Source organism: Arthrobacter sorbitolis, from assembly GCF_054510995.1.
In genome coordinates, this window is the sequence record NZ_JBTNDM010000006.1 from 18,933 (window position 1) to 43,704 (window position 24,772).

16 protein-coding genes and 1 pseudogene are annotated in these 24,772 nt (G+C 62.0%); 5 read left to right on the forward strand and 12 right to left on the reverse strand.

The annotated features are described in order from the left end of the window. The first annotated feature begins 241 nt into the window (after window positions 1-241). Both ACX80K_RS12075 and ACX80K_RS12080 read left to right on the forward strand, forming a co-directional pair. Window positions 242-2,872: a LuxR C-terminal-related transcriptional regulator gene (locus tag ACX80K_RS12075; protein ID WP_459272122.1), complete on the forward strand. Its 2,631-nt coding sequence runs from the start codon at window positions 242-244 to the stop codon at window positions 2,870-2,872. Then, a complete protein-coding gene (locus ACX80K_RS12080; protein WP_459272123.1) occupies window positions 2,872-5,607 on the forward strand; it encodes a helix-turn-helix transcriptional regulator in 2,736 nt (911 codons plus the stop codon). Before ACX80K_RS12075 ends, ACX80K_RS12080 begins: the two co-directional genes overlap by 1 nt. Before the next feature lie 363 nt (window positions 5,608-5,970). Here ACX80K_RS12080 and ACX80K_RS12085 read toward each other — a convergent pair whose 3' ends face one another. From ACX80K_RS12085 to ACX80K_RS12115, 7 genes are all read right to left on the reverse strand, one after another. Continuing rightward, a complete protein-coding gene (locus ACX80K_RS12085; protein WP_459272124.1) occupies window positions 5,971-6,606 on the reverse strand; it encodes an LPXTG cell wall anchor domain-containing protein in 636 nt (211 codons plus the stop codon). A gap of 259 nt (window positions 6,607-6,865) precedes the next feature. Further along, complete coding sequence (locus ACX80K_RS12090) at window positions 6,866-8,734, reverse strand: DUF4012 domain-containing protein (RefSeq protein WP_459272125.1); 1,869 nt, start codon at window positions 8,732-8,734, stop codon at window positions 6,866-6,868. Between the two features lie 77 nt (window positions 8,735-8,811). After that, on the reverse strand, window positions 8,812-10,245 hold the full coding sequence (locus ACX80K_RS12095; RefSeq protein WP_459272126.1) for a sugar transferase: 1,434 nt from the start codon (window positions 10,243-10,245) through the stop codon (window positions 8,812-8,814). Window positions 10,246-10,284: 39 nt separating this feature from the next. Continuing rightward, entirely contained in the window at window positions 10,285-11,763 is a 1,479-nt protein-coding gene (locus tag ACX80K_RS12100; RefSeq protein ID WP_459272127.1) for a tyrosine-protein kinase domain-containing protein, read from the reverse strand. Between the two features lie 99 nt (window positions 11,764-11,862). Further along, complete coding sequence (locus tag ACX80K_RS12105; protein ID WP_459272128.1) at window positions 11,863-12,831, reverse strand: GDP-L-fucose synthase family protein; 969 nt, start codon at window positions 12,829-12,831, stop codon at window positions 11,863-11,865. Between the two features lies 1 nt (window position 12,832). Continuing rightward, a complete protein-coding gene (gene gmd, locus ACX80K_RS12110; protein WP_459272129.1) occupies window positions 12,833-13,861 on the reverse strand; it encodes a GDP-mannose 4,6-dehydratase in 1,029 nt (342 codons plus the stop codon). Further along, window positions 13,854-15,134, reverse strand: a complete 1,281-nt coding sequence (locus ACX80K_RS12115; RefSeq protein ID WP_459272130.1) for a glycosyltransferase — start codon at window positions 15,132-15,134, stop codon at window positions 13,854-13,856. The genes gmd and ACX80K_RS12115 overlap by 8 nt, the downstream gene beginning before the upstream one ends. A gap of 64 nt (window positions 15,135-15,198) precedes the next feature. Here ACX80K_RS12115 and ACX80K_RS12120 point away from each other — a divergent pair, with 64 nt between their 5' ends. The 3 genes and pseudogenes from ACX80K_RS12120 to ACX80K_RS12130 all read left to right on the forward strand — a co-directional run. Beyond that, the gene (locus ACX80K_RS12120; RefSeq protein ID WP_459272131.1) at window positions 15,199-15,792 is read left to right on the forward strand and encodes an LbetaH domain-containing protein; all 594 of its coding nucleotides are present in this window, start codon (window positions 15,199-15,201) and stop codon (window positions 15,790-15,792) included. Between the two features lie 74 nt (window positions 15,793-15,866). Beyond that, entirely contained in the window at window positions 15,867-17,504 is a 1,638-nt protein-coding gene (locus ACX80K_RS12125; protein WP_459272132.1) for a glycosyltransferase, read from the forward strand. Window positions 17,505-18,364: 860 nt separating this feature from the next. Then, window positions 18,365-18,610, forward strand: a pseudogene (locus ACX80K_RS12130) (transposase); the annotation flags it as partial. Between the two features lie 320 nt (window positions 18,611-18,930). Here ACX80K_RS12130 and ACX80K_RS12135 read toward each other — a convergent pair. From ACX80K_RS12135 to ACX80K_RS12155, 5 genes are all read right to left on the reverse strand, one after another. Further along, window positions 18,931-20,232: a hypothetical protein gene (locus ACX80K_RS12135; RefSeq protein ID WP_459272133.1), complete on the reverse strand. Its 1,302-nt coding sequence runs from the start codon at window positions 20,230-20,232 to the stop codon at window positions 18,931-18,933. 526 nt (window positions 20,233-20,758) lie between these two features. Then, a complete protein-coding gene (locus ACX80K_RS12140) occupies window positions 20,759-21,970 on the reverse strand; it encodes a lipopolysaccharide biosynthesis protein (RefSeq protein WP_459272134.1) in 1,212 nt (403 codons plus the stop codon). 116 nt (window positions 21,971-22,086) lie between these two features. Beyond that, window positions 22,087-22,677 carry an arsenate reductase/protein-tyrosine-phosphatase family protein gene (locus tag ACX80K_RS12145; RefSeq protein ID WP_459272135.1) on the reverse strand — a complete coding sequence of 197 codons (591 nt, stop codon included), beginning with the start codon at window positions 22,675-22,677 and terminating at the stop codon, window positions 22,087-22,089. A 3-nt stretch (window positions 22,678-22,680) separates the two neighbouring features. After that, on the reverse strand, window positions 22,681-23,994 hold the full coding sequence (locus tag ACX80K_RS12150) for a UDP-glucose dehydrogenase family protein (RefSeq protein WP_459272136.1): 1,314 nt from the start codon (window positions 23,992-23,994) through the stop codon (window positions 22,681-22,683). Window positions 23,995-24,113: 119 nt separating this feature from the next. Continuing rightward, a complete protein-coding gene (locus ACX80K_RS12155; RefSeq protein WP_459272137.1) occupies window positions 24,114-24,527 on the reverse strand; it encodes a VanZ family protein in 414 nt (137 codons plus the stop codon). Window positions 24,528-24,772 lie beyond the last annotated feature (245 nt).

Genomic DNA, 24,772 nt, shown 5'->3' on the forward strand with positions numbered 1-24,772 from the left:
TCGTATCCCACGTATTAATTGCGGGATCAGCAAGTAGTCTTACGGTAACTACCCGGGTGCAAAGCGAGTAGGTGGCGTGGAACTCCAGTAAGTGCTACTCGTGTAGAGAGTCGGAAGCCTTCCTAGGCTCAAGGGGAACCACACATTCTTCGAATCCAGGAAGTGTTCCCATGGATGCTCGAACCGCTGGCGAAATAGTTCCACAGTCACTATCATCCCTGTGCCGCAAGGCGGTAGCGCGATGAGCAGGCTGGCCGAGGCACCCTTCTTCGTGGGACGGGCGGACATGGTCGCGGCGGTCGAGGAGGCCCTGCTCTCGGCCGGCTCGGTCGGAGCCGTGCTGGTGGGGGATGCAGGCGTCGGCAAGACCGCCGTCATGCAGCAGGCCCTGGCCTCGCGTGCCGCGGACCTGCTGGTCGTCCGCATCAGGGGCTCGAAGGGGTCCTACCACCAGGCGTTCCGGCCGGTGAACTTCCTGCTCTCCGAACTCGAGACGGACATCCTCGACCACCCGGTGACCGTGATGCGGGCGGTCTCCGAACTCCTCAACTTCCAGGCGCGGGGCCGCCGCGTGGTCCTCGCGGTGGACAACATCGAGTACCTCGACCCGTCCTCCGCCTCCCTCATCACACAGCTCGTCTTGAACGGGACGGCGAGCGTGCTGCTGACCTCGCAGGACTTCACCGCCGCCGATCCGATGTTCGCCTCGCTGTGGCGGGACGGCTCCCTCAAGAGGTTCGACCTCTCGCCCTTCACGCCGGCCGAGGCCCGGGCCTTCCTTGAAGCCGAGCTGGAGGGGCGGGTCAGTGTCGAGTGCGTGCACCTCCTCCTCCGCATGAGCGGCGGGAACGCGCGATTCCTGCAGGCATCCGTCCGCGCACTGCGCGGGCGCCGCGTCGTCGAACAGGACGGGACCTGGGTGCTCCTGCCCGGAGGCACCCCCGTCCCGACGGAGGTCACCGAGGCGGCGACCGCCGTGCTGGACGGCCTGCCCGCGGGGCAGCGCGACGTCGCCCACCTGCTGGCCCTCGCCGGCCGGCTGCCCATCCCGGACCTGCACCGGCTCGCCGGCAGCGCCGACGTCGACGCCCTGCAGTCCGCGGGCCTCGTCGTCGTCCGCCACGGCAAGCAGGAGTACGTGGAACTCACGAACCCGGTGCTGGGCGCCGGCACCGTCGAGTCCCTCTCAGCGCCGCGGTCGCAGGAACTGTACGCACGGCTCGCGGACCACCCCGAACTGATCGACGCCCTCGACCCGGAACGGCACGCGCGCTGGCTGCTGCGCTGCCACCGGTCCGTCCCGGCCGACCTCGGCCTCGCCGCCGCACAGTCCGCGAGGACCGACGGCCGGTACTGCGACGCCGTCGAGTTCACCGAGATCCAGGACGCCCACCGGGCGTCGGCCGCCGTGGCGACCGAGCGGATCCGGGCACTCACCGACGCCGGCCGTTTCGAGGACGCCGCGAACGCCCTCTCCCTCGCCGCGCCGCTCGTGGAGCAGGCGGCACCGGCCGACGCCGTCCGGATGCTCCTCGCCGATGCCGCCCTGCGCAACTTCCTGGGCCTGCAGGGCGTGGACGATCCCGTCACGGACGCGGAGCACCGCGTCGAGGCCGCGGACTCCCTCCCTCCCGAGGAGGCCGACGCGCTCCGGGCCGAGATCCTCCTCGCCCGCGGCGAACTCGCCTCCCTGGACGGCGACTACGCCCGGTCGCGGGAGCTCATGCTGTCCCTGCGCACCGCGGCGTACCCGCTCGACGTCGACCAGAAGATCAGCAGCGACGTGCTCCTGTGCGAGGCGTGGGCCATGATGGAGAGCCAGCTCGAGGCGCTCCAGCTCGCGGACGACCTCGCCGACCGCCTGCAGCACGGCGCAGTGAGCCACCGCACCCGCGAGATCGCCTACCTCCGCCTCGTCACCGTCTACAGCACCTCGGGGAGCTGGGCGTCCGGCGCGCAGCGGCTCGGCCTGGACATCGAGGACGGCGAGGCGGCGCACCGCGGTTCCTCGGTGCAGCTCGGCCTGGGGCTCGTCCTCGCGCGCTACGGCCAGCCGGAGGACGCCCTCGCCCTCCTGAAGCCGGCCTTCGACCAGCTGCGGGTGGGCGACCCGAACCGCCTCCTGCCGATCGCGGCCGGGGCGATCGCCTTCTGCCACACCATGACCCGCAACATCCAGGACGCCATCCCGTTCCTCGTCCATGCGGAGCCCGCGCCCGGCGTGCCGTGGATGGTCCGGCGGCTCACCTCCCAGCTGCAGCTCTCGAGCCTCGGCCTGCGGGAAGCGAAGTCCGAAGCCGCCCAGCAGCTGCAGGTGCTCGGGCAGCGGGACAGGGAACGGGGAGCGTCGCTCTTCGAACTCTCCGCCTTCACCAGCTCCGTGCGCCTCGGCAACACCGGAGCGCTCGCCGAGCTGTCCGACGTCGCCGCCCGGGTGCAGGGACCGTTCGCACGCCTCAGCGAGATGTTCGCGAAGGGCATCGCACACCGGGACGCCGAGGTCCTCCTGCAGGCCATGGAACTGGCGGCGGCAGCGGGGGACCAGAACTTCGGACGCGACGCGGCCCGGTCGGCGCTGAGTGCGGCGCAGGCGATGGGCAACAAGTCGACGGTGCGCGAGGTGCAGCAGCGGGCGCGGCAGGTCCTCGTGAACGAGACCTCCGGCGGCCCCATGTCGCAGCTCGAGTCCCTCACGGCTCGGGAGAGCGAGATCGCCCAGCTCGCGGCCGGCGGCTACGCCAACCGGGAGATCGCCGACATCATGTGCGTGTCCGTGAGGACCATCGAGGGCCACCTCTACCAGATCTACTCGAAGCTGCACGTCTCCTCCCGCCTCCAGCTCGCAGAGCTGCTTCCCACCCCACTGCAGTGATGCTCCGTGAGGACGGCCAGGTTCCCCTCGTGGGAACCGAGCGCATCCTGGGCGCCATCGTCCACACGCTGTCCCACCCCGACCTGCACGGCGCACTCGTCATCGGCGAGACCGGCATGGGCAAGAGCGCGCTCGCGCGGCGCATGGTGCCGATCATCGACGGGCAGAACAAGCGGTGCTTCGTCATCCGCGCGACGGCGAGCCTCGCCGACGTGCCCTACGGATCGCTCGGCGCCTACCTCTCGGATGCCTCGCCCCAGGCGCTGCGCTCCTCCCTGTCCGCCCTCCGCGCGCTCGTCTCCTACCTGCGGGAAGCGTCGCAGGGCCGCGACGCCGTCATGATCATCGACGACGCCCAGTACCTCGACGACGACAGCAGCCACATCCTCACCCAGCTCGTGGTGTCCCGCACCATCAAGGTGGTCCTCTTCTCCAACGGCATCCCGCCTCGCTCGGGCGAGCTGTTCTCCCTGTACACGGACGGCTTCATCAGCCGGGTGGACCTCGCGGGCCTCACCGACGCGGATGCCGGCCGGCTCTGCGAGGCCGTGCTGGGCGGGCCCGTGACCCGGGGCGCGGAGGCCTACTTCGCCCGCCAGAGTGCCGGGAACCCGCTGATGCTGCGCGCCCTCCTCAACCATTCCTCGGCCACCGGTGAGCTGGTCTTCCGGGACGGCGTGTGGTGCCTCACCGGGCGCTTCCACCCTCCTGGGCCGCCGCTGATGGACCTGGCGAAGACCCTGCTCCAGGGGCTCAGTGAGGCGGAGCGGACCGCCTACGAGGCCGTCTCGCTCAGCGGCGGCCTGACCTCGGCCCGGCTGGCGCGCCTCGAGGAGGACGCCGTGGCACAGCAGCTCCTGCGGCGCGGGCTCCTGCGCAGTCCCGGCTCGCCCACCGGGCTGCTCAGGGTGGCGCACCCCATGATGACGCGGGTCCTGCGGGCGCTGGTTCCCGCCGGGCGGAGTGCCGAGCTGCGCCGACAGGTGTTCGACGACGACGTCACGCTGCCCGCCCTGCAGGACGGGCGGATCGAGTACCTGAACTGGGCCCTCGACGCGAATGTGCCGGTTCCCGCGACGATCCTCCTCGAGGCCGCACGCACCGCGGCGCACGTGTCCCGGCCGGAATCCGCCCTGCGGTTCGCGGGTGCAGCGAAGGTCGAGGCGGGAGACGCGGCCTCGGCCGTCGAGGAGGCCCGCGTCCGGGTGACGCTGGGGGAGTACGCCGTCGCCGTCGCCATGCTCGACCAGGTCCTGGCCGGCCCCGCACGCCCCGGCACGCTCACCGACGCCGCCTCGCTCAAGGCCCTGGCCTGCGTGCGGCGCGGGGACGATCCGGGCACCATCCACGTCATCGCCGAGGCCTGCTCCGCACGGCTCGAGGCCACCGCATCCGGACGCGATAGCGCGCAACCAGGTGCGGGCACGGAAGACGCCGGCACGGAAGACACGGGGGACACATCCTCGGCGCCTGAGGACCTGGCCCTGCTCCACCTGCTCGGCTGGGTCCTGGAGGGGCAGTTCTCCAGGGCCCGCACGGAACTCCAGGCCCTGGACCGATCCGTGTCGTCGAAGACCGCAGCACCGGCCGCTCATGTGCCGGTCCTGGTCCTGGCGCTGCGCGGCATGATCGACGGCGCCCTCGGACTCTGCACCGCAGCGCTCGCGGAGCTGCGGGCGGCGCTCGAGGACGTCGACCGCTCGCAGGGGCGGCTGGAGCATCTCCGTGCCCCCATCGTGGCCCAGTACGTCGGCGCGCTCATGGGCTCGGGCGACATCGCGACGGCCACCGAGGCCCTCGACGAGTACCGGCGGCAGCCGCTGGTGGACCTGAGCTACCTCAGCGGTGCGCTGCCCGTGCTGCAAGCCGTCCTCGAGGTGCGCCGTGGCAAGTACCGGACCGCGCTGCGGATCCTCGTACCCGCGCTCGTCTCGCTGCGGCAGGCCGACAGCGAGATGCTGCTGCCGTACGCGCTCGGGGTCGCGGCATGGTGTGCGCATTCCCTGGGGGAGAACGAGACCGCCGACGCGTTCGAACAGGAATTCACCGGTGTCGGGAGTACCGGTAGCCGGCCCCTGCTGCTCGTCGCCCGTGCCTACCTCGCCGCCGCCAACTCGGGCAGCTCCGAAGGCGGCCATGATCTGGCCGAACTCCGGGAACTCGCTGACGAGGCCGGATCCGCGCCCTACCCGGCCGGGGAGAAGGACACGCTGGAACTGCTGGTGGGGCTCGGGGACACGGCGAGGGCCTGGCGCCTCGCCGAACTCGCGGACCGGTTCGAGGGGGCGGAGGCCCAGGTCGTGTCGGAGTACGCGCATGCGCTCACCGCAGCAGATCCCGATGCGCTGCTCATGGCCGCCGACAGGGCCGAGAGTATCCAGAAGGTCCCGCTCGCGGCCGACGCCTCTGCCCGGGCCATGCGCCTGTACGCGGACAAGGGGGACGTCCGGGCGAGGCGGCTCGCCCTGCGGGCCATGCGCCGGCGCCAGTCCATGCTCGAGGGGGTGCTGCCCCATGAGGAGGGTGACGCACGCGGTTCCCACGAGCTGACGTCACGCGAACGCGAGATCGCGAAGCTGGCCGCCGAGGGAGCCACGAACCGGGCCATCGCCCGGATCCTCGTCCTGTCGACGCGAACCGTCGAGGGTCACCTCTACCGCATCTACGGGAAGCTCGGCATCACTACCCGCGAGGAGCTCGCCGCGGAATTCGCGACGGACCAGGAGCAGCGATGACTGCGATGGGCGACCGCGTAGTCGCCCGTCCGAGCTAGGTAGTTTTTCGAGTAAGTCCACGTACGCATATGCCAAAGACAAGCCCTTGGTACTCGTGAGAGGTATGCAAGGGATACGTAATGTTGCACCTGTTGGAGCAAGGGTGGTCCAGCAGCAGGGCTCATGCCCTCACCCGAGTGAAGGCGGGTCCCGGACTGGGGCCAGCGGCATAGGAGTCTTCTTGAGACCGAGACTTCGTCCCCAGCTGTCGCTGGCCCCTTCCTCCGGATTCAGTGCAACCTGACCGAACGTGAGCAGGGAAACGAAAAGCCAGGCCGGAGCAATTGCTCCGGCCCGGCTTCTCGTTGTTCGTCCTGCGAGGAGTTACGCCTCGACGGAGCGGCGGCGTGCGACCACGATGCTGCCGGCGCCCAGACCGAGCGCACCGATGCCTGCTGCGCCCCAGAGGACCATCGCGGAATCGATACCGGTGTTGGCGAGGCCGCCCTTGACCGAGGAGGTGGTTCCGCCGGTGGTGCCCCCGGTCGTACCGCCGGTGGTGCCACCGACAGCGTTCGCGGAGTCGACGACGACCGTCTGCGTGACGGTCTTGCCCGCGGCGTTGGCTGCGGTCAGCGTGTAGACGCCCTCTTCGGGAAGCGTGACCGTGTAGGCGAAATTGCCGTTGGCATCGGCCTTCACCGTGTCGGTGAGGACGATCTGGTTGAGGACGATGAGACCGCCACGAGCCGAGGCAGCTCCACCGGCGCCAAAGCCTGCAGCGGACGGCGTGGCGTCCGTGCGGTCTACGGTGATGGTGATGAGCTCGCCGGGAGTGAAGGGGCTTCCCGTGCTGCTGAAGACCACTGCTTCGCCCGGAGCGATGGTGCCGTCGCTGACGGTGGCCGTCTCGTCGGTGACGTACTGAGTGGGGGTGGAAACGGGAGCGGCCGTTGCCGCACCTGCTCCGATGAGGGTGATGGTACCGGCGATTGCCAGGACGGAGGCGGTCTTGCGCATGATGGCTCCCCAAGAAGAAAAAGAAATGAGACGAGACGAAACAGTTGAAGTGATCGGGCCTTCGTTCCCCAAACGCCCTCGATCGACTCCTCGTACCGTATAGCACCGAGCCGAGATACTCTAACTGGCTCGGAGACTACTTGGGTGAGAAGAATCTCTACTCACAAACTAGCAGCGCAACACAGGTATGAGAAGTGATCTGCCCTTCAGGGAGCTCATGTAACCCAGAGTTAACCTGACCTTGCGTCGATCTTGCGCTTCAGCTGCAGGACTGCAGGCCCTCGGTCGGTAACAGGACGTCGGACGGGTCCTGGACGGTCGGGGTGACGTCGAGCACCGGCTCGGTCTCCTGCACTACCTTGGAGAAGTCCATCTCCAGGGTCGCGGTCTCGCCCGGACCCAGTTCAGTGGTGAGAATCCCGACAGGCCGGTTCCCGTGCGCGAAGGAGCCTATGGGGGCGTCAACGCCGTCGATCCGTGCCTGCTGCAGACGAGACTGCGCTGGTCCGTAGCTGACGGTGTTGGTCTTCACCCGTCCAGGCTCGACACCGAAGGCCCCGGCCCCGGTCACGTACCCGGGCAGGCTGGTGGCTGCGTCCGTCGGTGCAGTGTTGGTCAGGGTCACCCTGACCGTGTACAGGGAGTACCCGTCACCGGGGCAGCTCTTCACCAGCTGCACTGTCCGCCGTACGTAGTAGTCCATCTTCGCGCCGGTGCCGTCATTGAAGTAGACGCCGAAAGCGGCCCCCCCGACCGTGGGTCCAAGGGCGGCCCCGGCGAGATCGGTCTGCGCGAGGAGGTCCTGCTCGTCGGTCGAAGCGGACCACAGGTACAGGCGTCCCTGTTCCGCGCTGGTGACCAGCGCATCGACGAGCTGCGTGCCGTCCCCCTGTACATCGGTCAGCGCGCCGAACACCTTTGCCGCCACCGCTGCGAAGTACGCGTCCTGCAGGGCGGGTTCTTCGATCACTGCGTAAACGTCGGAGAGGAGCGTCGGCACCACGTTCGTGGAGTCGAGCGCGGTCGGCAACTGCGTCTCGGCGAGCAGGGCGTCGACTGCGGGATCACCGACGGTTCCGAGCTCGACTGGTCCGGTGGCCCTGAGGATGTTCGCGAGCACAACCGGATCCAGGGCGATGACCCCGTCGATGCTGGAACCCGGGTTGCGTTGCTCCCACATCTGCTGGGCGGTGGAAGCGGCCGTAGGGAAGTCGGGTGTGAGGTTGACGCTCTGCATGAACGCGGCCATGCGGAACGAGTAAATTTGCTCCTGCACAGGATCCACGGCGAGGGGCGGAGTAAATTTTCCCAATTCCGTTGCGCTGCCCTGAGCCGTCAAGGCGATCCGCCCGTCCTCGACGGTCAGCACAGCCAAGGCGCCCGAGATGCCGCCTGTTGCCCGAATCTCGGCGCTGTTCTGCACCAGTACAAGGTAGTTGCGCGGCCCGTCCGCGCCCATCATGGAGGGGAGCAACTGCCCAGCGCGCGAGGCATTGTTGATAGGTCCGCGCACGCCGTCGAGTGCATTGATGGCTTTTTCAAGCGGTCCGGCGATCTGCGGGAGCAGCTTCGAACGATCAAGCCCCTCGAGGCGACTATAGGAGAGCTCGACAGTGTGGGCAGCGGCGGAGAGCGTCGGTGCAATTTCCGCAAGGGGAGCGGTATCAATGCGGCCGTCGACGGGCGTCAGCGAATTCCAGTCCAAGGCAGCGAATTTGTCGACCATTGGAGCCACGGCCCGGTTGACTACATCGTCGGCGGACACTGTCACTTCGGAGACGGCACTGAAGTTTCCACCGACGATTGGGACGGAACCAGCTGCTTTCCACAGCGGATCAGCACCGGCTGCTCGTGCTTCAGTGGTGTGCTCACGCAACTGTGCAGTTAGCATGCTGGCGCGTTCGGTGTCACGTTCGACGACGGCTGCCTGCAACTCCGGCAGTAGCGACATGCTGGTCTCGAGATTGGATTGGACTTGCTGCGCCCGATAGGCCAGCCACACGCCGCACAGAGCCACGACCAAGATGGCAACGCCCGCTCCGAGTAGCACCCGCAAAAGTACCGTGCGACGGGAGGTCGGCGAGTGCCGAATGCGTGGACTCGATTCGTGCTCTTCTGCGGGTCCCATTACGGTCCTATGACTCGGTGTCACTCAGGTCCTATCGTGCGGCATACCAGTGTAAGCAGGCGGAAAGGGGCGAGGGTCTAGACGGCGCCGTGACTGGCGAATACGGCTTTGAAGGTCTTGAGAAGAATGACGACGTCCTGCATGAGGGACCAGTTTTCTACGTAGTAGAGGTCCAGCTGAATCGACTCCTCCCAGGTCAGATTGGAACGTCCACTGACCTGCCAAAGCCCGCTCATCCCCGGGCTGACGTAGAGACGGCGGTGGGCGGCGTCGTCGTAAAGCGCAACTTCGCCGGCGCGCTGAGGCCGCGGGCCAACGAGGCTCATGCTGCCTCGCAGGACATTAAAAAGCTGAGGGAGCTCATCGAGAGAGTACTTACGTAACACTCGGCCGATAGGAGTAATGCGAGGATCGTCTTTTATTTTGAACAGAGGCTTGTCCGCACTGCCCTGGGCGGCGAGAAGCGCAACGAGCTGTGCGTCAGCGTCCTGCTTCATAGAGCGGAATTTGAACATGTGGAACGTCGATCCACCGACGCCGATGCGTTCCTGAGTGTAGAACACCGGGCCGGGACTGCTGAGCTTCACGAGAACCGCCAGAACAAGCAAGATGGGTAAGAGAAGAAGGAGCAGTGCGCCGCTGCCCGCTATGTCGAACAAGCGCTTGAGGACACGGGATCCTCCGGTCAGCCTCGGTGTGGAGACGTGTACCAGCGGCAGCCCGGCCACCGGTTGCGTATGAATGCGCGGACCGGCGATGTCTGTCAGTGCTGGGGCTAGGATCAGACGTGTTTCGCGTGCAGCAAGCGCCCAGCCGAGTCGGCGCAGGACCTCGGGATCGAGGTTCGACCCCGCGGAGACGGCGACGGAATCGGCGCCGGATAAGTCAATGGCGTGGAGGATCGAGTCGACGTCCGAACCGGCTCCCACAACGGGCAGTTCCGGGTGCGCGCGCAGGGACGTGCTTTGGCCGCTTGTCACATACGCACCCACGGGCTTGTAGCCCGCAAGGGGATTCTTGCAAAGTGACGTGGCGAGGTGGTCTACCGCAGGAGCCCCTCCCACGATCAGAATCCGGGACGTACTCTTGCCCTGTCGGCGTTCCGTGCTGAGGACCTGACGAACCATCCACCGTGCAATAAGAAGACCGATCACCCCCGCGGGAAGGGCGAGCCCCACGTATCCGCGGGCTGTGTCGTATCGGAAGGCGTACGAAAGGATCGCAATGAGGCCGAACAGCCAAAGGGAAGCGGAGAAGACCCGCTTGTACTCCTCGGCACCGGATCCGAGGACACGCGGGCTCCGGGAGTCCCACGCTCCCAGCATGATCCACCAGAGAACACTCAGCACCAGGGTGAACAGGGCATATGTCTGCAACGATTCGGTGCCCGTGTCGTCGGCCAGGCCGAACCGAATCAGGAAAGCACCGGCGGTGGCCCAGAGCACCACGATAGCGTCGACGATCGAGAGGCGCCTAGGGTAGCGCCTCATCCAGGTGAGAGGTTGTCCCACGCTCTGCTCCTTCCCCATGACGGGAGCGTTGCGCAGCATCTAGTCGTGTGCCGGACGGCGGGTCGATGGCGGTTGCAGGCCGAGCACTTCGTCGAACGATTTCTTCAGCCGGTTCGCAACCGGGGCTGGAGCCGGACGATCATTCTCCGGAAGATGTGTCTCGGGATGGGAATCGTAGGAGTAGTAACTGTACGAGTAGGCATCCGGGCCCTTGGTTGGCAGGAGGTTTATGACTACACCGAGCAAATCTGCGTTCACCATGTTCAGATTCCCTAGGGACTTCTGCAGATCGGGGAGCTTCACCTTGGAGGAGCCGATGACGAGCACGACTCCGCCGACTTGCTGGGCAAGCACTGCTGCATCTGTAACGGGTAGCAACGGAGGAGCGTCGATGATGACGGCATCGAACTTCTGTTCGAGCCGCGTGATCAATTGCTTCATCGCATCGGAGCCAAGCAGCTCACTGGGATTCGGCGGGATCTGCCCGGCGGTCAGGATGTACAGTTCATCGGTGCCCCACGGCTGCAGAAGGTCCTCGACATCGGCCCGGCCGATCAATGCAGTGGTGAGGCCTGCGTTGCGCTCGAGGCCGAGGTACTCATCCACGCGAGGTCGTCGGAGATCGGCGTCCACGAGCACAACTGACTGACCCGACTGAGCAATCGCAATCGCCAGATTGGTGGCCGTGGTGCTCTTGCCCTCCCCGGGCACTGACGAGGTCACCAGCACAGATTTGGACTTATTGCTCACGTGCGCGAACTGCAGATTGGTGCGGATCTGACGGAAGGACTCAGCGCGTGGGCTCTGCGTTGGCGCCTGAGTGAGCAGGGGCTTCTTCTGCGCATCGGTGTCGAAGGAGATGCCACCGAGAAGGGGCGCGTCGCTGATGCGACGAATGTCGGACTCCCCGCGTACTCGCGTATCCAGCGTTGCGCGTAGCACCGCAGCGCCTACTCCGAGGGCGAGCCCCACGAGGAGACCCAGTGCGAGATTCAAACGCATATTCGGGGCAGAGGGTTGAGACGGTGCCGTTGCCGGAGTGATTACAGTCAGGTTGACCGGCGAGTTTCCTCCCTCGGTGGGACTTTCCAACCCGCCGACCGATCGCACCAGGCTGTCCGCAGTGGCCTGCGCGATCGCGGCAGCCTGCACGGGCGAGGTGTCTTCCACGGCGATGGTAATGATGACTGTGTTCAGATCAGCGGTGGCGGTGACTTTGCTCGCCAGCTGCGCGGCCGTCACATCGAGTCCGAGCGACTCGACTACGGGCTGCAGCACCAACGGTTCGGCCACGGTCTCCACGTAGGACTGCACGCGGGCTTGAGTGAAGGTGTTTCCCTGCTGCAGTTCCTGAACGCTGCCGGAACTCTGAATCGCGACAAAGAGCTTCGTCTGGGCCGTGTAGGTGGGCCGGACGGCGAAGGACGCAACGGCTCCTATCAGCAAGCCGACAACGGTGCAGACGGTGATGAGCAGCCAGTTGCGCCGCAGGATCCGTAAGTAGTCACTCAGCTCCAAAGGAGACCTCTCTAAATGCTTGTTCTTACCGTGGAGACAGGCCACACTCAGCGACCCAGCGACCTGGGTTGCCCGAAAGGGCGGGACGTCGAGCCGAGTCTAGCCGCGCAAAGTGGCGCGGTTGGTGCGATACCACTCCACCGTGTTGCGCACGCCCTCCTCCAAGCCGATGCCCGCTTTCCATCCAGCCTCCGCCAGCTTGGAGACGTCGAGCAGCTTTTGCGGGGTGCCATCAGGTTTCGTGGTGTCCCATTTGATAAGTCCCTCATAGCCCACCGCCTCCGCGACGATGCCGGCCAATTCCTTGATACTGACGTCCGATCCAGTTCCGACGTTCACCTGCTCGGGGCCGTCGTAGTGCTCAAGGAGGTGGAGGCAGGCCGCAGCCATGTCATCCACGTGCAGGAACTCGCGACGGGGTGATCCGGAGCCCCAGTTGGTGACCGTCTCGAGTCCGTTACTAGCGGCCTCGTCGTACCGGCGAATGAGCGCGGGGAGCACGTGGGAACCCTCGGACGAGAAGTTGTCTCCCGGCCCGTAGAGGTTGGTGGGCATTGCTGAGATCCAGGGCAGTCCGTACTGCCGACGAACAGCCTGAACCTGCATGATGCCGGCGATCTTCGCAATTGCATATGCGTCATTGGTCGGTTCGAGATGGCCCGTGAGAAGCGAATCCTCGCGGATGGGCTGGGGTGCAAGCTTGGGGTAGATGCAGGAGGAACCGAGGAACAGAACACGCTCCACCTCGTGTTCCAGCGCGGCGTCGAGGACGTTCACCTGGATTTGCAGGTTGTCCGTCAGGAAATCGACCGGATAGGTGCTATTGGCGAGAATGCCGCCCACCTTGGCCGCGGCCAGAACCATATACCTAGGCCGAACAGCGGCGAAATACTCGAAAACAGCTGCGCGGTTCTTGAGATCCAACTCGGCAGACGTTTGCCCGTGCAAGTTAGAGAAGCCTTCGGACTCGAGGGTGCGCCAGATGGCAGAGCCGACCAGTCCACGATGTCCCGCGACATAGAATGCGGCGTCTCGCTCGAGAGGACCAGGCGCGAAAGGTGTAGTCACCTCAGGCCGTCCAGGACTCGAGGTCGACCGTGTCGATCCAATTTCGCCCAGAGTGCTTAAGAGCCTCGATGTCTGCGTTCACCATGAGCCGGGCAAGATCGGGCGTATGGATGGTCGCCTTCCAGCCAAGCTTATCCTGTGCCTTTGAGGCGTCGCCGACCAATGCATCTACCTCAGTGGGGCGGAGGTAGCGCTCGTCGAACTTTACGTGCTCCTCCCAGTTCAGCCCGGCGTGATCGAAGGCGATCCGTAGGAAATCCTTGACCGTGTAGTTACCGCCCGTTGCCAACACGAAGTCATCGGGCTCGTCGGCCTGCAGCATGCGCCACATACCCTCCACGTACTCGGCTGCGTACCCCCAATCGCGGACTGCGTCGAGGTTGCCCATGTAGACATGCTCCTGCTGGCCAGCCTTAATGGCCGCGACGGCCCGTGTGATCTTGCGCGTCACGAAGGTCTCGCCCCGGCGCGGCGACTCGTGATTGAACAGGATTCCGTTGACCGCGTACATGCCGTAGGCCTCACGGTAGTTCTTGGTGATCCAGTAGCTGTAGACCTTCGCAGCGCCATAGGGGGATCGAGGATAGAAGGGCGTTTCCTCGTTTTGAGGCGGGGGAGTGGCCCCGAACATCTCCGACGACGACGCCTGATAGAACTTTGTCTCGATTCCAGCCAACCGTACGGCCTCCAGGAGCCTAACGGTGCCCATGCCCGTGGTATCTGCTGTGTGCTCTGGCTCGTCGAAGGACACCCGCACATGGGACTGAGCGGCAAGGTTGTAGACCTCGTCGGGCCGGATGTCGGCCAGCAGTGTTACGAGCCGGGAGCCATCGCTGAGGTCGCCGTAATGAAGGAACAGTTTCGCAGATGGATCGTGCGGATCTACGTACAGATGGTCTACGCGGTGGGTGTTGAAGGTGGACGCCCGACGGATCAGGCCATGTACCTCGTAGCCCTTCTGTAGCAGGAGCTCCGCAAGGTAGGAGCCATCTTGGCCTGTAATGCCGGTGATGAGAGCGCGCTTAGGCATTTTGTTCCCCAGTGTCCTTGTGCCGTGAGTCCGGGTGAGAGCCGGCAGCGAGATGCGTGAGATACCGATCATACGCAGCTATGGCGTGCATCTTGGAAAGTGTCGTTTCCATGAAGCGTCGGCCGTTGTCCCCGAACCGGCGGCATTGCTCCTCATTCGCTGCAAGCGCTTTTGCTCCCATCACGAGCGCGAGCGGATCACCTGCATCGACCCGCAACCCGGCCGACGCCGTGGCAATCTCTTCAGCGGTGACACTGCCCTCGTCGGTTGCAGCCAGAACCGGTACGCCCGAACTGAAATATGAAGTCAACTTGCTCGGCACAGACATCTCCTTGACGCCGGGGAGCTCGTTGACAAGAAGGACGTCTGCCGCAGCGAGTGCTTCCTGAAAGCGGTTCCCGGGAAGCGAGTCAACAAATTCGATGCGCGTGACGCCTTGGGCAACTTCCTCTAGACGCGCGCGTTGGTTCCCATCCCCAACGAGCAAAAAACGCACGGCGTGACCTTCGCGGTCCGCGAGACGGGCGGCCTCAACGACGTTCTCCAAACCCTGCTTGGCCCCCATATTGCCAGCATGCAGAACGATGACCTCATCGGGCGCCCAGCCAAAGGAAGCACGAGCGGCTGCTTTATCCTCGAGCACGAACGGCTCGAGGTGCGTCCAGTTTCTGATGACCTCTACTCGCTCCGGATCCACACCGAGCGAGGTGGTGACGTACGTTCGGAAGCGGTCGTGAATAACCACGACGCCATCCGCTGAGCGGAGGATCCGAGACTCGATCCATGTCATGAGCCTTGCGCCTCTAGATCCCGAGGTGCCGGTCTCCGTCATCCCGAGGCTGTAGAGGTCTTGAACCCAAACCACGATCGGAGCCTTTTGACGGATCAGACGCGCCCTGAGAAGGGCCAAACCCGTCGAAAAGAGGGCCGGGCTGACGAGCACGATGGCATGCGGCGCACCCCAGCGTGCTGAGGCCAGTCGGAGCCCGAACGACACTTCCATCCAAAGGCGTGAAAGACCCCTAGGGCGCGCCGGAACGAAATGATTCAGGCGACGGACGGTAACCCCGTTGATCCGCTCGTTACGACTCCAGGCGGAGTAGCCTTCGTGGCGCTTCCACTCAGGATAGTGAGGAACCCCCGTGAGCACGGTTGCCGGGGTTCCTAGGCGATCCAAGCCAGCCGCTAGCCCAGCGGTGTAGGGCGCATTTCCCGTCTTTTCAGGAGAATAATGGAGGCCGGCGATCATCACGTGCACAAGATTTGAAGTCACAGGTGTAACACTAGGCGAGACGTGAACGCAGATGCCGAAGCGCCTGCACCCTCAGGAGGTCTCAATGGAAAAACTCAGTGCCGACCCGGTTCATCACCCGGTCCCTCGCGTCATAAATCTTGCGGATGCGCCCGGAGAGCGACAAGCCTGGGGGAGGCCTGCTGTCGTGGTGTACGCGTGGTCAGCGATCGAACTCCTCCTAGTGCACAACCCCTGGCAGATAAGCTCCGCCGTTAGGGTCGCGGCACTCAGAGCATTTGGCGCTGTCGTCGGCGAGGATGTACTGATTCGACCGCGAACCCGATTCAAATTTCCGTGGAAGTTGTCCATTGGGGACCGGTCATGGGTGGGCGAGGGCGCATGGATACATAATCAGGATCAGGTGACGATCGGAGCCGACGTCGTCATCTCTCAAGAGGCCTTCATAACCACCGGAAGCCACGCTGTAGCGGCAGACATGGCCCTGATTACACGACCAGTCGAAATCAAGGACGGTGCCTGGATCGCGACGCGCGCGATGATCCTCGGTGGAACAACCATTGGACGATCGGTGGTCGTGGCGCCGAACATCGTGATTCCACCCAACTCTGACATCCAGGCTGAAAGCGTGATCGGGCTACCGACTCCGAAGGTCACAAGAAAGCGGTTCCACAGGTGATTTCTTCACGTACCAATAGCAAACCACTGAAGACGACCGACTCATGGTCGTCCCAGGGCACCTCCGGTGGATCAGTGGCGCTCGTGCTCGCAGTGCTGCCGAAGTATAGGACTGAGTGCGTGCGTATAGTCCGGGACCATTTTGGCAACCGCTTACAAATGCTCGTGAGTGGTGCTCATCTAGACAAGTCTGTCAAAACAGGGCTTCCTGCAGACTGGTACACGCAGATTCCCATCGTGCGGCTCGGTGACAAAGCCTTCTTCCAAGTCGGTGCTGTCCACCGGGCCGTGCAGGCAGGGATAGCCGTTGTGGACCTGAATCCGCGCAGCCTGAGCGCCTGGCTCACTCTGGTCCTGCGTAGGATCTCGTCGAAGCCGTCGATCGTGTGGGGTCATATACACCCCCAAGCAGGCGCGCAATCAAAGACGGCTATTCTTCGGAGATTTATGCGCACATTGGCCACGTCGACTGTTTCATACACGTATCAGGATAGGGAGAAGGCGTATAAGGACCTTCCCGGGCGGCCAGTGTATGTAGCGCCGAACTCGCTGTACACACGGGCGCTGATTACACCAGGGCACTGCCATGCGAAAGAACGCGTCTTCGCGATTTATGTCGGTAGGTTGGAGGTCGAAAAGAAGGCGCACTTAATAATAGAGGCTTTAGCTAAAGTGCAGGCGGACTGCCCGGAACTGCGAGTCAGAATAGTTGGAACAGGTACGCAAGAACGATCCTTGAAGGAATTGACTGAGCGGCTGAATCTGACCGCTTTGGTCGATTTTGTAGGGTGGAACGACGATGTAAATCTGCTGGGCGACATGTACTCCGAAGCATTCTGTTCCCTGTCTCCCGGGTTCGCCGGCCTTGGCCTGACCCAAAGTCTAGGATTCGGCGTTCCGATGCTCGTGGCCAAGGACGAACGACACTCGCCGGAGATCGAGCTGGCAGAGACCGGTGGCGTACGCTGGTTCGACTCGGACGACCCTGTCTCGTTGGCGACCGCACTGCGAGTGGCATGGGAACAACGCGCATCAGTTCCCGTCCAAGAGGTGAGTAATTTCGTCCGAGAGCACTACTCTGCAGAGGCGATGAGCGCCGGCCTTATCGAGGCTATCGAAGATACTCTTTCAACGACGCCTGCTCAGCGAAGTAAGAAGGACGCGCGATCAGCGATCCCAGGGCCACTTACCAAGATCGCTCGAACGGTGCTCACGAGGATCGCTGTGCGTGGTCGGGTGTCGCATGGGCTAGAGTTTCGCGTCGGTTTGGGAGCCAGAATTCGTCCCACGCACGAACTGGTGATCGGGGATCACGTAGCCGTTGGTCCTGGGACCGCAATCCAGGTCAATGGCTCGATCGGCAACTTCGTTATGATCGGGATGCAGGTGCAGATCGTTGGAAGAGACGATCATGCCTATGGCGAGGCGGGCACTCCAATGCTGCTCTCGACTTGGATTGGTGACCGGGGGCTGACCGACCGGGACATTATTTGTATCGAGGACGATGTCTGGATCGGCGCATCGAGCATCATTCTCAGCGGGATAACAATCGGTGAGGGCGCAATCATTGCGGCCGGTTCGGTCGTTACACGGAGTGTTCGGCCGTACTCGATAGTAGCCGGGAATCCTGCCAAAGAAGTGAAAGATCGTTTCGATAGAGATTCAGACTTGCAACTTCATAAAGACTCTCTCGAGGAACGCCGAGCTACTTGAGTATTTTTCATTCCTGTGGAGCTCGCATAAACGCTGGGGTGGTGAATATCTACCAGAATCTTCGGCGTCCGCTAACGGCGAGTAGATATTCGAGTCAGCATTCAAAAGTATTACTGAACAGGGTTGCCCCGAGTTTGATAGCTCCTCCTAATTGAGGTGGAGGCAGGGGTCGCGCGTTGGTCCTCGGATAGGCGTTGAAGTCTGCCGAAAATGGCGGCTATTGCGGCAGTCACGTGGAGAACCTCGACGTGACTGCCGCTAACTCCGCTTGCCCCGGCTTGACCACTTCCTGCCAAGTTGATGACCTTAACTACACCGTTACCGGGCGGCGCGTTGAACCCAACTATGCAGTGCTGGGCTGCCGCGTTGTGAAACGGGATCAGCTGGCGCCGCCGCTGCTGCGGCTGTGAATGAGTGCCGTGAAATATGGGTAGCGGCAGTTGGCGTACAAGCCGCTGGGTGGCGATCGACCACCCTGCTAGTCACAGTTCGTCGCTACCGGTGCGGCAGTTGTGGGCACGTGTGGCTTCACGACTCCATGAAAGCTGCCGAACTGCGGGCCAGGCTCTCGCATCGCGCGCTGTGGGGCATTGGAGGCAACCGCTGTCCAGCATCTGACGGTGGCACAGGTCGCCGAGAGGCTCGGATTTGAGCGGGCCACCGCCGATGACGCGGTCCTGCCCAAGGGCAGACGGGTCCTGTCTAGCGACGCCCGATTCGACGGAGTGAAGCTAGCCGGCATGCACGAGCTTGTGTGGCGGCGCCAGCCGAGGCGACAAGTACGCCGGTGATCATCGGTTTCTCCGCGATCCGCGCTAAGTCGGGCCCGGCACGGCCGCTAAACACGGTCGAGGGACACTCCAAGGCCGTGTCCAAAAATTGGCTCGCAGGCCTGGCGCGAGGGCATCGAGGTGGTGGCGATGGATGGGGTCACCGGTTCCAAGACTGGCGCATCCAATGAACTGCCCGATACTGTGCCGGTCATGGACCCGTTGCACGTTGTCCGCCTCGTTGGAGAAGATTTGAAGAAACGGTGCCAACAACGCGTCCAGCAAGGAGTCCTCGAGAATCGAGGCCGTCCCGGCGACCCGCTCCACCGGCCCTAACGGACGCTGTATACCGGCGCTGACCTGCTCACCGACAAATAGAACACTTTCCTAAAATGCTATTTTCGCGTCCGAGGAACACACCTAGGTCGAAAGGACGTCGATTACAAATCAACGAATCATCGTCACCTACTGGAAACCAGATAAGACCGTAGGTAAACAGATGACGCAGGCCGTACTGAACCCAGTCACCAGCCGCGTTCTGGCTGCACTCAGCGACATCCGAATCAGTCGGATTCGAATCGCGACTGCGCCGTAAAAGCCAACGAGCCCCTAGAACGTTAGAATATTCCGGAGACCGTCCAAGCGACCTTCGTGAGCTAGGAATTGCCTCCACCTTCCGAAGATTGCGTCAGTCTTTGAGTGTATGATTCGACCCTCGGAGACCTTTTCTCGGCTCCCATTACCTTTAAAATCGCAAAGCCGATTCCTAAGGTGTATATGCACCACCAAAGAGTGTGAATGGTGTTCGTACGAGCCGCGACGAGCGCGAACGAACTTGCGCTCACGACCACAAGCATCTGCATAGGCGAAAGACCATTATTGAATACCCAGCAATTGGCCAGTTTACGGAGAGTAGCACCGGCGATCACGGAGCCCACAAAGACGAGAGCGAAGCCCCCGTCAAAATATAGAACGCCAGGTAGTGAAGCTACCGGGCAGAACGGTTCTCCGCAACCGCCAGCGAATAGTCGCCCTAACATCTCATCGGAGAATGGCGTTCCGAGCACTTCCTCCAAACCCATGAATGAGGGGATTGGACGCAAAAAAAATTCTATAACAGTGCCTCTACCCAGTCCAAACTGATCTCCTGATAGACCGCGTGAGGCAATGGCGATGTAGTCGAACATCTCGGTGTCGTAGGAGGCAAAAACCGGACGTAGAACGCCGCTGATGCCCTCTTCCTGGAAATACCGGAGGGATGCGGTTCCGAGGTTCTCGCCGATGCGCCGCGCACCCGCCGCGCGGACCATCGGAATGATTGCCAGGAATAAGAGTGCGATGCTCCCCAACGCAATGTGCATTATCTTCACCCGCACTGGCCTCCGGATCAGTGCGGCGATCAGGGGGAGGAGAAGAGCGGGGATAATAAACCGACGAGTGCCGAGTTGAGACACCATGAGAGCGCTTGCTGCTGCGCTTCCGACAACCAGTAGCACATCTAACAGGAGCAACTGCCGATCTCGTGCAGCGAGTAAGAAGAGGGCCGCTGAAATCGATCCGGCCAATGGAATTATCAGCACTATTTCGGGCAGCCCGGCCAAGGTAACATCGCTGGAGCGCCCGCCGCTAAGCTGCCGGATAATTCCTGGACCTGCGAAAGCGACAAGCAGCACGAGATATATGCTCAAACCTAGTGTTGTAGCGAGGACCAGTTTTGCTCGTCCAAAGGACCAGCTTGAATGTGACCTGAAACTTGGCGAGAGATTGTTTAGCACACGCAACCTCGAAGGCCGCATCCTAGACAAGAATACGCCGGTAAGTATACCTACAAATGCAACGATACCAACGGTAAGCGCAATTGACTCCTCAGCCCTGGAGGGCACGTAAAGGCCGTACCAAGGCAGGAGGGCGAAGCGATCATCGAATAGGGGCCTGATCGTAAAGATTGCGATCAACATGATCGTGAACATCGAATCCGGAGACAAAATTCTACCAAGCCCATGATTGGGATTGGTCGCTAGAATGTACGCGAGCGTGATGGCAGCTGCGGTGAATGAAACCAATAACATGTGAGACCTTCCTCAGCCAATTTCGGCAGCTAGCTTAGCGACAGCCGGCGCGAAACCTGGCGATGGGAGCGCTGTTGCTGAACGACGTTCTAACCACAGCGATGGGTAGTCGGAGAGGATCCCAACTGACTAAGTGTCCATGATCGTGAGTTACCTGGGCAAGCCCGCATGTCATCAACCTGCCGCTAGGGACTCGCCCTTCTCGATTGCACGGGCATTAGTTGTTCGTTCGGAGGAGCCGGGGCTTCTAAATTGGTAGGTTGCCATGCGTAACCAGGCGATTCTTCTTTGGTTACATTCTGCACCTTCAATCGAGGATCGCACTCATGTGAGTTTTCAGCAGTGAACAAAGACATTGGGTGAATAATCCGAGTCAGGAGTAAAGTCGAGTATCAAGAGCGTGAGGAATACGTCGTCAAGCATCAGCAAGAGGTTGTTGTGAAGACCGAAATCTGATGATTTGTACGATGACCAGAAAAGCTTGAAGAACAAAAGCGGAGCTAAGTCCTATAGCTGCCCCTGTTGCGCCGTAATGGACCGATAGTAAGTATGCGAGGCCTAGTGCGAGCAAGTTGCACACTACGGATATGGTGGCGACTGTCTTGCCTTCGCCCCACCCGAGGAGGATCGGCGAGCAAACAGAGGACAAAGCTCCGAAGATCATTCCTAGACATGTAATCTGTACTGGAAGCACCGCTCCTTGATAGTTGGCTCCCGCAATGTATGGTACAAACATTGGAGCGATAGCCGCAACAAGTACGAGACCAAAACTGATAGCAACGAGTACGGCAGTGCCCAGCCTAATAAATGGGCTAATCTTGTAGGGCTGTCGCGCGGCCGTTGGAAGGAAGATGTTCCCTACGGCATCGGGAACGAGGCGCAAAGGGTTTACTAGACGACTTGCGAATCCGTAGAAGCCGCTGGCGGTAGTGCCTCCTCCTAGAAGAACAAGAGGTGCGTCTAGATTGCGAAGTTGCGAGGCTACCGAATTAGTCCAGTAGGTTTTTGTGGCATTCAGCAGTTGAAGGAGAATTGCCCTATCGATGAATGTGAAAAGTCGAACCTGTGTAGTCGCGCGCACTGTTCTGAAAAGCGAGATTGTGCTTGCTAGTGCCAGGGACGCAGCAAAAGATGACGTTGGATCAAGATCGAGTGCTGTCGATAGTACCAAGAATAAGATGAACGTAAAAGCGCGGCGTTCGAGCAGGAGCAAAATATTTCGATGTGAATCCCCGTCGGCGAGAAGTATGTTCAGGCGCATGTCACTATGACGGTCTGCGGCGACGGAGATTGCTATCGGTAAAAAGACCCAGCCGTCGAACTCACTGAAGTTCGCGGCTGCGATGATGAGAAGTGCACCGAAGCCTGCCAATGCGACGCAAGAAGCAGCGTGAATAGTAGCTGCTTGCTGTATTGCAATCATCGATCCGACAGCCTTCTCGCGGAGGACATATGTCGAAACGCCGAGATCGAAAAACATTTGTAAGAATGCGCCTACTCCGATAATGGATAGGATTAGCCCAAGTTGTGACGGTTGCACAAACCTCGCAAGGAGGATGATTGTGGACGCTTGGATTGCCGCTGCGATCAGACGTCCGGACGAGAGCCAGCTTAACTGCTTTAGCATCAAAATGTTTCTTTCCTGGCTAACCTAGACAAACCTGAACATTGCGCTTCCGGCAAGCAAGTGGTCGATAGAAGACCCGTTCGAGAAAACGGGCGGTAATACGTATCGGCACCCATTCATCCCAAGTTGATCAGGTGAACTACTGCTGGCCTGAGTTCGTCTCGCATCTTAAAATAGGAGTCGTCTCCCCGGCCATAGGGGTCTACTACATCGTCGTTACTTGGTTCTGCACCCCACGGGCCTGAACGAGCTCGTAGCGCCTTTGGCATCGCGTCGCGCCAATGTTGCGCGCCTGGCTGCAGGGTGCCTAAATCGAGATGTGCGAGGAGGCGGGCGAACTCCCTGAGCGTGAAGGTTCGCTTCAGCATGACTGGTGACATCTCGACAATCCGACTGCGATGCGCTCTGGTCAGTGCTAGGACGAGGTCTTGACCCTGCAGGATTTCCGGCGTGAGTTGACGTGCGGAAAAATCATCCACTATCCCCCCGGATTCACGGATAAAGCCCGCGATTGTTGGGTGAATCGGGTCACCCACCAGTGCCCCAGTTCCAGCGCTTTCCACCGAGAACTGGCCGGGAAACCTCGCGTTGAGGCCTGCTTGTAGGAGTCGTTCGGCCATCGGTGACCGGCAGATGTTGCCGGTGCAAACGGTAAGGATGCGGAATGGTATCGAGGTTGCACCGTAGCTAGTGCTCGCGCTGTTCATTCCTCAGGGTCTGCCAATTCCCTTGTAGTTCCAGCCCGCTGCGCGCCATATAGAAGAATCGAGAACATTGCGTCCATCGAGAATGTTCTTGGCGCCAACCAGGAGGCCTGCCCTTTCAGGAGTCAATTTCTTGTATTCGTCCCATTCCGTTAGTAACAGGAGTGCATGAGTTTTCCTCATGGCACGTGTCAAATCCTCCTCATAGGTAAGTTCGGGGAACCGTTGACGCGCGCCTTCAATGGCTTCCGGGTCTGTCACGGTGACATCCGCGCCCTGCAATTGCAGCTGAGCGGCGATGCTGAGCGCGGGAGAGTCCCGCACGTCGTCGCTGTTCGGTTTGAAGGCCGCTCCAAGGACTGTAATCCGCTTACCCAGAAGCGAACCGCCAACCAAGGTGCGAGTCAGATCGACAACTCGAGCGCGGCGTCGCACGTTGATGTCATCGACCTCACGTAGGAACGTGAGCGCCTGGTCAGCGCCAAGTTCACCTGCGCGCGCCATGAAGGCCCGGATGTCCTTTGGTAAGCAGCCCCCGCCGAACCCGATTCCGGCATTGAGAAACTTGCGACCGATGCGCTCGTCCATGCCGATGGCGTCTGCAAGAACAGTCACGTCAGCACCGGTGACTTCACAGACCTCGGCCATTGCGTTGATGAAGGAGATCTTCGTGGCCAAGAAAGAGTTGGCGGCAGCTTTGACGAGCTCGGCGGTGGCGTAGTCGGCTACCAGACGCCGTGTTCCGAGCGACAGGGGAGTGCTGTACACCTCGTCGAGGGCTGTAGTGGCTCGTTCGCCGGCATCTCCTTCGGGCACCCCGTACACGAAACGGTCCGGGGAGAGTGTGTCCTTGACGGCGAAGCCTTCGCGGAGGAACTCGGGGTTCCAGGCGAGGACAGCATCGGGATGACTTTCGGCGAGTTCGTCGGCGAGCCGTGCAGCAGTGCCGACCGGCACCGTGGACTTGCCGACTACGATGTTGCCCGGTTCGAGGGAGTCGAGTAAAGAGGTGAAGGCGCCATCGACGTAGCGCATGTCGGCTGCGTACTCGCCCTTCCGCTGGGGCGTGCCCACGCAGAGGAAGTGCACTTCAGCACCCTTCGCGTCCGCCATCTCGGCGCTGAACTTCAGCCGCCCGGTAGCGAGCACCTCGTCGAGGAGCTCGGGCAAGCCGGGTTCGAAGAATGGAGCACGGCCGGCCTGCAGGTCGTCGATTTTCCGCGGGTCGACATCGATACCGATCACGTCATGGCCCAACTTCGCCATGCACGCTGCGTGTACTGCCCCCAGATAGCCGCAACCGATCACGGAAATACGCATATGTGTTTGTCCTCAAGAGAAGGTCCCAGTCGAGCCGATTCTAACGGGGTTCACACCAGTAACAGCGGATGTCGGAGTGTGACCTGTGTGAACCTTGGGCATTCCCTAACGACTCGGCATCACCGTTCCTGTCGTGGTGACGCCGAACTGAGTTGAAAGGCGGCGGCGATGAGCGCCCCAAGGGTTGCGCCCAGCGTGTTGGCAAGCACGTCATAGGGAGTGGCGAAGCGCTGGGGGAGCAGGATGTGCTGGGTTGCTTCGATCACAGCGGAGAGCGCCAGGCCAACTATTGGTGCCCACCTACGCCAGCGCCGCGGGGTTAGTAGGAACCAGAACAAGCCCAGCGGGACGAACATCAGAACGTTTGCAGTGAACTCGACCAAGCTGTGCGTAATGAAGGTCGGCAACCCGTGCGTATAGAGGTAGTCGAGCCCGCCCCGGAGGATGCTACCCCCAGCGCGGTCCACCGGTGTCGGCCATAGCACGATGAGCGCGACAGCCAGGAGCCATACCGTGCACAGCGCCAGGCTCACGGTCCTGTACCGAGGGGAGGGGGGAGGGACTGTGTTCAGGGCTAGTCCTCCAAGGAAAGGCCGAACGGCTGATAGGGAAGTCGCTACATTATGGTCTCCTGAACTGAGGGACGGCCGACCGCTTGAGCTCCTGTAACATAGGACGCGATGCCTAGGCGAGGGAGCGGGCCGGATGAACTATCCGGCCGTACTCCGTGATCGACGGTGGCTAGCGACTCTACTGGTTTCTAGACGACTGCCTCACG

What these genes read in the sequence shown, in the direction of transcription:
- gmd (WP_459272129.1), bottom strand. Translation starts at nt 13,861, where the DNA reads ATGCCTAAGCGCGCTCTCATCACCGGCATTACAGGCCAAGATGGCTCC.
- ACX80K_RS12150 (WP_459272136.1), bottom strand. Translation starts at nt 23,994, where the DNA reads ATGCGTATTTCCGTGATCGGTTGCGGCTATCTGGGGGCAGTACACGCA.
- ACX80K_RS12140 (WP_459272134.1), bottom strand. Translation starts at nt 21,970, where the DNA reads ATGCTAAAGCAGTTAAGCTGGCTCTCGTCCGGACGTCTGATCGCAGCG.
- ACX80K_RS12120 (WP_459272131.1), top strand. Translation starts at nt 15,199, where the DNA reads ATGGAAAAACTCAGTGCCGACCCGGTTCATCACCCGGTCCCTCGCGTC.
- ACX80K_RS12135 (WP_459272133.1), bottom strand. Translation starts at nt 20,232, where the DNA reads ATGTTGATCGCAATCTTTACGATCAGGCCCCTATTCGATGATCGCTTC.
- ACX80K_RS12090 (WP_459272125.1), bottom strand. Translation starts at nt 8,734, where the DNA reads ATGGGACCCGCAGAAGAGCACGAATCGAGTCCACGCATTCGGCACTCG.
- ACX80K_RS12085 (WP_459272124.1), bottom strand. Translation starts at nt 6,606, where the DNA reads ATGCGCAAGACCGCCTCCGTCCTGGCAATCGCCGGTACCATCACCCTC.
- ACX80K_RS12080 (WP_459272123.1), top strand. Translation starts at nt 2,872, where the DNA reads ATGCTCCGTGAGGACGGCCAGGTTCCCCTCGTGGGAACCGAGCGCATC.
- ACX80K_RS12145 (WP_459272135.1), bottom strand. Translation starts at nt 22,677, where the DNA reads ATGAACAGCGCGAGCACTAGCTACGGTGCAACCTCGATACCATTCCGC.
- ACX80K_RS12075 (WP_459272122.1), top strand. Translation starts at nt 242, where the DNA reads ATGAGCAGGCTGGCCGAGGCACCCTTCTTCGTGGGACGGGCGGACATG.